General features: G+C 36.9%; 9 protein-coding genes. All 9 read left to right on the top strand.

Translation table 11 applies throughout. The annotated features are described in order from the left end of the window. Window positions 1–284 precede the first annotated feature (284 nt). The 9 genes from IQI_RS02215 (at window position 285) to IQI_RS02175 (ending at window position 10,062) form a co-directional block, all read left to right on the top strand. On the top strand, window positions 285–2,096 hold the full coding sequence (locus IQI_RS02215) for a methylmalonyl-CoA mutase family protein (protein WP_064090901.1): 1,812 nt from the start codon (window positions 285–287) through the stop codon (window positions 2,094–2,096). Then, window positions 2,083–4,239 carry a methylmalonyl-CoA mutase gene (scpA, locus tag IQI_RS02210; RefSeq protein WP_082892539.1) on the top strand — a complete coding sequence of 719 codons (2,157 nt, stop codon included), beginning with the start codon at window positions 2,083–2,085 and terminating at the stop codon, window positions 4,237–4,239. The genes IQI_RS02215 and scpA overlap by 14 nt, the downstream gene beginning before the upstream one ends. Continuing rightward, on the top strand, window positions 4,239–5,276 hold the full coding sequence (gene meaB, locus IQI_RS02205) for a methylmalonyl Co-A mutase-associated GTPase MeaB (protein ID WP_064090902.1): 1,038 nt from the start codon (window positions 4,239–4,241) through the stop codon (window positions 5,274–5,276). Before scpA ends, meaB begins: the two co-directional genes overlap by 1 nt. Window positions 5,277–5,404: 128 nt before the next feature. After that, on the top strand, window positions 5,405–5,842 hold the full coding sequence (locus tag IQI_RS02200; RefSeq protein ID WP_064090903.1) for a BrxA/BrxB family bacilliredoxin: 438 nt from the start codon (window positions 5,405–5,407) through the stop codon (window positions 5,840–5,842). Window positions 5,843–6,110: 268 nt separating this feature from the next. After that, a complete protein-coding gene (locus IQI_RS02195) occupies window positions 6,111–6,896 on the top strand; it encodes a transporter substrate-binding domain-containing protein (RefSeq protein WP_064090904.1) in 786 nt (261 codons plus the stop codon). A gap of 103 nt (window positions 6,897–6,999) precedes the next feature. Further along, window positions 7,000–7,659, top strand: a complete 660-nt coding sequence (locus IQI_RS02190) for an amino acid ABC transporter permease (RefSeq protein WP_064090905.1) — start codon at window positions 7,000–7,002, stop codon at window positions 7,657–7,659. Then, entirely contained in the window at window positions 7,652–8,368 is a 717-nt protein-coding gene (locus IQI_RS02185; protein WP_064090906.1) for an amino acid ABC transporter ATP-binding protein, read from the top strand. The genes IQI_RS02190 and IQI_RS02185 overlap by 8 nt, the downstream gene beginning before the upstream one ends. 182 nt (window positions 8,369–8,550) lie before the next feature. Next, window positions 8,551–9,537, top strand: coding sequence for an aromatic acid exporter family protein (locus IQI_RS02180; protein WP_064090907.1), 987 nt, complete (start codon window positions 8,551–8,553; stop codon window positions 9,535–9,537). A gap of 21 nt (window positions 9,538–9,558) precedes the next feature. Continuing rightward, window positions 9,559–10,062 (top strand): L,D-transpeptidase, encoded by a 504-nt coding sequence (locus IQI_RS02175; RefSeq protein WP_064090908.1) that lies wholly within the window; start codon window positions 9,559–9,561, stop codon window positions 10,060–10,062. The last annotated feature ends 237 nt before the right edge of the window (window positions 10,063–10,299 follow it).

The raw sequence follows: 10,299 nt of genomic DNA, 5'->3' as shown, positions 1-10,299 counted from the left end.
GGACTAACCAGCTGGTTAGTCCTTATTTCTTGTGATTCTGTTCAGCGGTGCTTATTCGAAAGGGAACTGGAATGCAAAACTCATATTAATCCCACTTATTCGGTTGAGAGTTTTCCTACTCATTGAAGAAGCGCCATTTTTTTTATATACTAAAATAGTATTAGTAGAAAAATTTCGAATTTTCATCACTTAGAAAATCAGGTTAATAAGTAGGGGATGGATAAGGTTTTTAAAGAGTTTTGTAAACGATTACAAAGTAAATGATAAAGGGAAAGAGGGGTATTATGAAACTTAGTGAAATGAAGAATCAATCATTTAATACTAAATCGCTAGAAGAATGGCAGGAAGTAGCAAAAGCTGCCTTAAAAGGGAAAACCTTAGATAGTTTACATACACATACTTATGAAGGTATTGAATTAAAGCCTTTATACACAAAGAACGATTCACCTTTAAATGATCGAATTCGTTCTTATATTCCAAATGTAGAATCAAAGATAGAAGGAACATCGTGGTTTATTGCACAACCCCTAAAAGGAATTTCATGGGGTGATTTAACAGATAAAGTGAGGGATTCACTTTCAAGGGGACAGAATTGTTTTTCTTTTTCAACTCAAACGTTACCGATTAACGAAGAATTCGATCAATTTTTCACAGAGCTAACCGATTCTGAAACACCCATCTTTTCTATTGAAAAAAGTTCTTCAACTTTAATCAATCGTATTTCCGCTCTATCAAAGAAGCATCAAAACATTCGAGATATTAAAGGTGTAGTAGGATTTGATTCTATTTCTGAGCAAGCGTTTCTTCATGAAAACCTTTCATTTGATAAGTACTTGGGTAGTGTGGAAGAAGCAAAAGACAATATACCTGGGGTGAAAACGATTGTCGTTAACACTGCTCCTTATCATAATAACGGAGCGAACGCCGTTCAAGAACTTGCTTACGCTCTGAGTGAAGGTGTTTCTTATATTGAAAGACTGATAGCAAAAGGATGGGTTATAGATGAAATTGCTGAAAAAATGCACTTTCACTTTTCAGTAGGCAGCCATTTCTTTATGGAAGTATCAAAGATTAGAGCGTTTAAGAAATTGTGGCAGGAGATTTTATCTTCCTATGGGTTAGCAAATGAAGTTGTTTCTCGTTCAATCAGCACAAGTGCAGAAACATCCAAATTCAATAAATCTACCCTTGATTCATATGTCAATATGCTACGTTCAGGTGGCGAAGCATTTTCGGCTATTCTATCAGGTGTTGATTATCTTGTTGTCCTGCCTTTTAACGATGTAAGTGGTGAAACGAATGCACTTTCTGAAAGGGTTGCCCGCAATACGCAGCTTATCCTTGCAGAAGAAGCACATTTAAATAAAGTGGTGGATCCTAGTGGTGGTTCTTATTATGTAGAATGGTTATCTGAAGAAATCGGTAAGAAAGCTTGGAAGGAGTTTCAAGAAATCGATGCAAAAGGCGGTATTTTAGCTGAGTTAGAAAATGGATCGATTCAAGAAAGGGTTAGAGAAGTAAAAGAAGCTCGAATCCATGATTTGTCTACGAGAAAGCAGTCTATGATTGGAACAAATATCTATGCAAACCTTGGAGATCGGATTCCAACTCCCCATACTTCTGAGCGTATGTCACTACCATTTGAAAAGCTAAGGTATAGAGCTCAAAGATTAACTGAAAATGGCTCAAAACCTGTAGCTGGAATAATTGGACTGGGATTACTAAAGTCACACAAACCACGTGCTGATTTTGTAAGTGGTTTTCTAGCTACGGGTGGAATTCAATCAACTATTAGTCCAGAGTGCTTTTCAAAGGAGGATGTTCTTCAGTTTGTGGAAGAAACAAAACTTCCTTATTACATTGTTTGCGGGAAAGATGAAGCATATGATGAACTTGTTCCAATGATAGTAGAAAGTATTAAGAATATAGATTCCAAAATCGTTATTGATTTGGCCGGGAAAGTCAAAGAATCATCTTCGAAACATTTTAAGGAACTTGGACTAAACGGATCTGTTTACGCGAAGCAAAATATTTTAGAAAAATTAGAGGAGCTCTTAACCATTTGGGAGGAGGGAAAAGACCATGACAAAGCCTAATTGGCAAAATATTGACCCTTATTCAAACAAAGGATCAGTACAGAATAACATTCTATCTGGAACCACGTATGAAACCAATGAGAAACTAAAGATTAAATCGCTATATGCAGAGGAAGATTCAAAAAATATCTCCCATGGAGAAGATCTACCGGGTTTGCCTCCGTATACACGAGGTCCATATCCAACTATGTATGTCAATCGCCCTTGGACAGTCAGGCAATATGCTGGATTTTCTACTGCGGAAGAGAGCAATGCTTTCTATAGAAGAAATTTAAGTATGGGACAAAAAGGCTTATCTGTCGCATTTGATTTGGCCACTCATCGTGGCTATGACTCGGATCATCCACGAGTGGTAGGAGATGTAGGAAAAGCAGGTGTAGCCATCGACTCAATATTAGATATGAAGATTCTTTTTGATGGAATACCTTTAGACCAAATGTCTGTTTCCATGACAATGAACGGTGCAGTTTTGCCAATATTGGCTTTTTATATCGTCACTGCTGAAGAACAAGGAGTTTCAAAAGAAAAGCTTTCAGGAACAATTCAAAATGATATTTTAAAAGAGTATATGGTACGTAACACATATATTTATCCTCCAGAAACATCAATGAAGATCATTGCGGATATATTCGAGTATACATCCAAGTATATGCCGAAATTTAATAGTATCAGTATTTCAGGATATCATATGCAGGAAGCGGGAGCTCCTGCGGACATAGAGTTAGCTTATACATTAGCGGATGGACTTGAGTATGTAAGAACGGGGCTTCAGGCAGGGATTGATATCGACTCCTTTGCACCAAGACTCTCATTTTTCTGGGCAATCGGTATGAATTATTTTATGGAAGTAGCAAAAATGAGGGCAGCTAGAAGAATTTGGGCTAAAATGATGAAAACGTTTGACCCTAAAAACCCTAAATCAATGGCGTTGAGAACTCATTCTCAAACGTCTGGTTGGAGCTTAACAGAGCAGGATCCTTATAATAACGTCATTCGTACATTATTAGAAGCCCATGCTGCTGCAATGGGGCATACGCAATCTCTTCATACGAATGCCCTGGATGAGGCGATCGCCTTGCCAACGGATTTTTCAGCACGTATTGCTCGAAATACTCAGTTGTACCTTCAAGATGAGACAGGGATTACGAAGGTGATCGATCCATGGGCTGGCTCTCATTATGTAGAATCGTTAACAAATCAATTGATGGATAAAGCATGGAAGCATATTGAAGAAATCGAAGAGCTTGGTGGTATGACGAAAGCGATTGAAACAGGCTTACCGAAGATGCGAATTGAAGAAGCGGCTGCGAGAAGACAAGCGATGATTGACTCAGGAGAAGAATCAATCATTGGTGTAAATAAATATCGTCTGGAAAAGGAAGACCCTATTGATACATTAGATATTGACAATACTGTCGTAAGACAAAAACAATTGGAGCGAATTCAAAAGCTGAAGGAAGAAAGAAATGAAGAGGTCGTAGTAGAAGCACTGCATGCACTTACTCTTGCAGCTGAGACCGGTGAAAGAAATCTCCTTGAAAAAGCTGTGGACGCAGCAAGAGCTCGTGCGACACTTGGTGAAATTTCAGATGCGATTGAAAAGGTATCTGGTCGCCACAAAGCAACGATTAGAAGTATAAGCGGAGTGTATAGCTCGAATTTCTCCAATGAACAAGAAATCACGATCGTGAAGGAAATGACTGAGGAGTTTTTAGAGAATGAAGGGAGAAGACCTCGGATTCTCATTGCCAAAATGGGCCAGGATGGTCATGATCGCGGAGCGAAGGTTATCAGCACAGCATTTGCCGATCTAGGATTTGATGTGGATATCGGTCCCTTATTCCAAACACCGGAAGAAACGGCTCTTCAAGCAGTGGAAAATGATGTCCATGTGATTGGTGTTAGCTCATTAGCAGCCGGTCATAAAACCCTGCTTCCACAATTAGTAGCTGAATTAAAGAAACTGGGAAGAGAAGATATACTAGTCGTAATTGGTGGAGTTATCCCTGCTAAAGACTATGATTTCCTATTAACGAATGGAGCTTCGGCTGTATTTGGTCCAGGCACGATTATTCCAGTAGCAGCTCAAAAAGTGATTCAAGAGATTTATGAAGTGCTTGGTTACGAGGAAGTGACTGAATAATGACTGGATATGATTCGGGAGGAAAGCGGCGATTTGTGAAGAAGAGAAAGGATCCCATTTCGATTTCCGAATTAAAAGAAGGGATTCTTAAAGGAGAACGTAGTTTTTTAGCAAAAGCGATTACGTTGATTGAAAGCAATGCCGAGGAGCACTATAAAGCTGGACAACAGTTATTACAAGAGTTATTGCCTTATACAGGGAACAGCTTACGTCTGGGAATAACAGGTGTCCCAGGAGCTGGAAAAAGCACGTTCATTGAGGAATTTGGAGAGATGTTATGCAAGGAGGGACATCATGTAGCTGTCCTGGCCATTGATCCTAGCTCATCCATATCTGGTGGAAGTATATTGGGTGATAAAACAAGAATGGAGCAATTATCAAAGAATCCTAAAGCCTTTGTGAGACCTTCTCCTACTGCCGGAACATTAGGGGGAGTTCATCGTAAAACGAATGAAACCTTACTCTTATGTGAAGCAGCAGGATACGACTTAATCATCATTGAGACAGTTGGAGTCGGTCAGAGCGAAGTGATGGTCAGACAAATGGTGGACTTCTTCCTCCTTCTTGTAATTACAGGAGCAGGAGATGAGCTCCAAGGCATGAAAAAAGGAATCATGGAGCTCGCTGATGCGTTACTGGTGAATAAAGCAGATGGGGAAAATAAGCATCTTGCTGAAAAAACAAAGAGAGAATTGAATCAAATTTTACATTTTCTTATCCCGGCCACGAAGGGTTGGGGTTCAAAAGCATACACCTGTTCGGCTTTGAAAAATGAAGGTTTACAAGAAATGTGGGAAGTCATTAAAGAGTTTGAAACAATGACAAAAAAAAATGGTGTGTTTGAAGAAAGAAGAAACCTTCAAAAACAGGAATGGTTTCATACGATGTTAAAAGAAAGAGTCCTATCAGACTTCTTTTACCATCAAAACATCAAATCAACCCTGCCTCTTTTTGAAGAGAAAGTGAAGTCAGAAGATACTACGACTACTCAAGCGATAGAAGAATTGCTAAAGTTATATAAAGGAAGCATGGATTAACGATTACTTTAGATTATTTTAATTGAAAGATACAGTTAAAAATTGTTATGATGGTGATACACATCAAACTTATGATGCGAGAAAGATTGAATCAGAAATTTTATAGTAGTAAAAAGGAGAGTACAATCATGGATATAGATTTCAATTTATTTATGAACGATATCGTACGCCAAGCTCGTCAGGAAATCGAGACAGCGGGATACACTCAATTAACAACGGAAGAAGAAGTAGACCAAGCTTTCACTAAACCAGGAACAACTCTTGTGATGATTAATTCCGTTTGTGGATGTGCAGGAGGAATTGCTCGTCCGGCTGCTGCCCATGCTATCCATTATGATAAGAGACCAGACCAATTAGTAACTGTATTTGCTGGACAAGATAAAGAAGCGACAGCGAAAGCTCGTAGTTACTTTACTGGTTATCCACCATCCTCTCCATCCTTTGCCCTTTTAAAAGATGGAAAGCTTTTGACAATGGTTGAACGACATGAAATTGAAGGTCATGATCCAATGTCTGTTGTAAATAAAATTCAATCCTATTTCGATCAGTATTGTGAAGAAGTATAAGTAGATTTTAGAAAAAGCCTGCCAGAAATCATGGCAGGCTTTTTTTTTAGGCTCTTTTAAGAAAAGAGAATTCTTTTTTATAACGAGATATAGAATATACATAAATATGAATAAATAATTATAATAACTCATAAAATTTTCAGAAAATATAAACATTAATGAATAATTATAAAAAGTATTGAATAAAAATTAATTCGTGCTAGAATACGAATATAGTAATTAATATACAAAAATAATTATATTTATACAATTTGAGGAGGAACAAACTATGAAAAAGCTATTATTTATGTTACTACTATCTCTTGTTTCAATTAGTTTAATTGCTTGTGGTTCGAATGAAGAAAAGGCCGAAACGGCATCAGGAGAGTCTACTAAATTAATCATGGGTACTTCAGCAGATTACAAGCCTTTTGAATATGTCGATACTGCAAACAGTGATGAAATTATTGGATACGATATTGATTTAGCGAATATGTTGGCAGATGAACTTGGTTATAGCATTGAAGTGAAGGATATGGAATTCAGTGGACTAATCTCCGCACTAAAAACAGGTCAGGTAGATTTTGTCCTCTCTGCAATGACACCTACTCCTGAACGTGAAAAAAATGTGGACTTTAGTGACACATATTACACGGCGAAAGATATGATCATTTCAACGAAAGAGAGCGGTATAAAAAGTGAAAAGGATTTAAACGGAAAAACAGTTGGGGTTCAATTAGGATCTATTCAACAGGATGCAGCAGAAGAACTTACAACATCGATTGATCTAAAAGTGGAAACACGAGATCGTATTCCTGAATTAATCCAAGATCTCCAAAATGGTAGATTCGATGCTATCATCATTGAGAACACCGTAGCAGATGGTTATTTAACAAAAAATAAAGAGCTACAAGGAAACACCATGAAAGTCAAAGAAGAGGAAACGGGATCTGCCGTTGCTTTTCCAAAGAATAGTGAGCTTACAAAAGAATTTAATGACGCCTTGAAAAAGTTAGAAGAGAATGGTGAATTAGACAAACTGGCAGAAAAATGGTTTGACGGAGAACAATCATAAACGAGATTGAAAGAGAGGCTAACCTACTTTTCGGTTAGCCTTTTGATTTAAAAAGCTAAATGGGCAGTCTTATAGCTTTTATGATTTATTTGGAGGAGATACAATGCCACTTGATTTTGAACAATTAATTCCTTCCATCCCTTTTATATTGGAAGGATTGAAGGTCACACTAAAAATTGTAGGTTTATCAGGTATTTTTGGATTTATATTTGGAATATTACTAGCACTCTGTAAAATTAGCTCTATTAAACCTTTAACATTTATAGCAGACATATATACGTCTATTTTTAGAGGGACACCTTTAGTTCTTCAATTAATGATTATTTTTTATGGTTCTCCACAACTTTTTGGTACTCAAATTGAACCCTATTCAGCAGCTATATTAGCCTTTTCCCTTAATTCAGCCGCTTATATTTCTGAGATTATTCGTGCTGGAATTAATGCAGTGGATAAAGGGCAAAGGGAAGCTGCCATGGCATTAGGTGTACCCTATGGAAAGATGATGAAAGATATCATTTTACCTCAAGGAATAAAAAACATCTTACCTGCACTAATGAATGAGTTTATAACATTAACAAAAGAATCAGCCATTGTGACAGTAATCGGAGCAGCCGATGTAATGAGAAGATCTTATATGGTAGGAAGTGATTTATATTCATTCTTTGAACCACTACTTTTTGCTGGACTCATTTATTATGTTCTTGTGATGATCTTAACGATATTAGGAAAGGTACTGGAAGGGAGATTGAGAGGAAATGATTAGAGGAGAAAATATTACAAAATCGTTTGGTCAACTACAAGTCTTAAAGGGGATTGATCTCTCCGTTATAAAAGGAGAGGTTTTAGCTGTCATTGGTCCTTCTGGGTCTGGAAAATCAACTCTATTAAGGTGTTTGAATTATTTAGAACAACCAAGCTCCGGGAATATTACGTTTGAAGGTGTTGCTGTAAAAGGAAAAAACATTCAGAAGGTTAGACAAGATGTAGGAATGGTTTTTCAACATTTTCATCTATTTCCTCATATGACAACATTGGAAAATGTCATTTATGCTCCCATAAAAGTAAAAGGAATGGAGCGGGGCAAAGCTGAATCGTTAGGAATCGAACTTCTAACGAAAGTAGGACTAAAGGAAAAATGTAACGAATATCCTAATCGTTTGTCAGGTGGACAAAAACAGCGTGTAGCTATTGCCAGGGCTCTTGCAATGGAACCAAAAGTGATGCTATTTGATGAGCCAACATCTGCATTGGATCCGGAAATGGTAAAAGAAGTCCTAGAAGTCATGAAATCTTTAGCTCATTCAGGTATGACCATGATGATTGTGACCCATGAAATGGGCTTCGCAAGAGAAGTAGCGGATCGAGTGCTATTTATGGATGAAGGTAAAATTGTAGAAGAAGGAAAACCAGCACAATTTTTCTCTCATCCCCAAAGTGAACGAGCAAAAGAATTTCTTGAGAAGATACTTTAATAAGAGACATTGATTAAGTATTGTAGATTTTTTCACTACGTTGATTGAATCAAAAAGTAATCATAGCTTAATGAAAAAGGGGGATTAACGTAATTTATCGTTAACCCTTCTTTTTTTTGTATAGTAGGAAATGTGGTATTCTAAAAAGGGTATGAAAAGAGAAGAGTTAGGAGAAAGATGAAATGTTTCGAATCGGGTATCGAACGTTAAAGACAGGGGTCGGCACAGCCGTCGCGATTAGCCTTGCACAATGGTTACAGCTGGATAACTTTGTATCAGCAGGAATCTTAACCATCCTTTGTATTCAAAATACAAAAAAGAAATCGATTAATGCTTCTTGGAGCCGATTCATAGCTTGTGTAATTGCTATGGTACTCTCTGCAGGTTTCTTTGAATTTCTAGCCTATCAGCCTGCGATCATTGGTTTACTTCTACTTGTGTTTATTCCAATTACCGTAGCATTAAATATTAAAGAAGGGATTGTCACAAGCTCAGTTATTATTTTACATATTTACTCTGCAGGCAATGTAACGGCAGGTGTTTTTCAAAATGAATTAGGAATTATTGTAATTGGTATAGGAATTGCTTTGATTATGAATTTATATATGCCGAGTGTTGAAAACAAACTGATCGAGTATCAAGAAGAGATAGAGAAGAATTTTTATAAAATATTTTGTGAGATGACAAATTATTTGAAAACAAATGACAGTCATTGGGACGGGAAAGAAATAACGGAAACAGAAGAATTACTGAAAAAAGCAAAGACATTGGCTTTTAAAGATGTTGAAAATCATTTTTTACGTCATGAAAACTTATATTATCTTTACTTTAAAATGAGAGAAAAGCAGTTTGAAATTCTTCAGCGAATTCTTCCTATTGCAGCTTCTATTTCCTTAACTATTGAACAGGGAAACAGAATAGCTGAATTCCTTGAAGAGCTAAGTGAACATATTCATCCGGGTAATACAGCTCTGTTCTATCTGAAAAAGTTGTATGATATGAAGGTTGAATTTGAACAAATGGAATTACCGAAAACCCGTGAAGAGTTTGAAACACGTGCTGCCCTCTATCAATTTGTTCAAGAAATGGAACAATATTTACTATTGAAAAGTTCCTTCAAGGGGATAAAGAAGAATGAGAATGAAGAAAGAGAAGTAAACTACACCTAAGATTAAATAAAGGGTGATGGTATGCGTTTACTTCTTGCAATTCTATTAGTTGCATCTCCCATTTGGCCTTTAGGAAGAAATCCTCTCCCTGGAGATCCATTTATTATTGTAAATAAAGGGAATAATCAATTGTCCTATATTGATCAAGGAATGATTCAACAAACGTTTCCAATTGCAACAGGGAAAACGACGGAATTAACTCCTGAAGGTATATTTACAGTGACGGTAAAAGCCAAGAATCCATATTATCGTAAAAAGAATATTCCTGGTGGTGACCCAAGAAACCCACTAGGAACGAGGTGGATTGGCTTTGATGCCAAGGGGACAGACGGAAGGATATATGGTATCCACGGTACAAATCAACCATCCAGTATAGGAAAATACATTTCCAATGGCTGTATTAGAATGCAAAATAAAAATGTAGAATACCTCTTCGATAAGGCTCCAATTGGAACAAAGGTATTAGTAGTAAAAACAACTAAAAGCTTTGGTGAGATAGGAAAAGAATACGGAGCATTAAAATGATTATGTTATTACAAAGGTTTTTTGATTTGCAGCATGAGTATTAAATTGATAAATACGCAGAAATTGATTACTGATTCATTAAAAGAAGTTATTCTCGTTCTTTTAGATTAGATTAACAAACTCACACAAAGTTGATTTTCGATGCAGCTCACCGCCCGCCCATCAGAAAGCGAGCATCCTGCAGCGGAAATTAACTACTACTTTTTTCCGAAACACAAGAGCGAACTTTAAAATAAA

It is taken from the genome of Rossellomorea aquimaris TF-12 (assembly GCF_001648555.1).
Taxonomy (GTDB): Bacteria; Bacillota; Bacilli; order Bacillales; family Bacillaceae_B; genus Rossellomorea; species Rossellomorea aquimaris.
The sequence above is the reverse complement of the archived record's forward strand: the minus strand, read 5'-3'. Positions and strand labels throughout refer to the sequence as shown.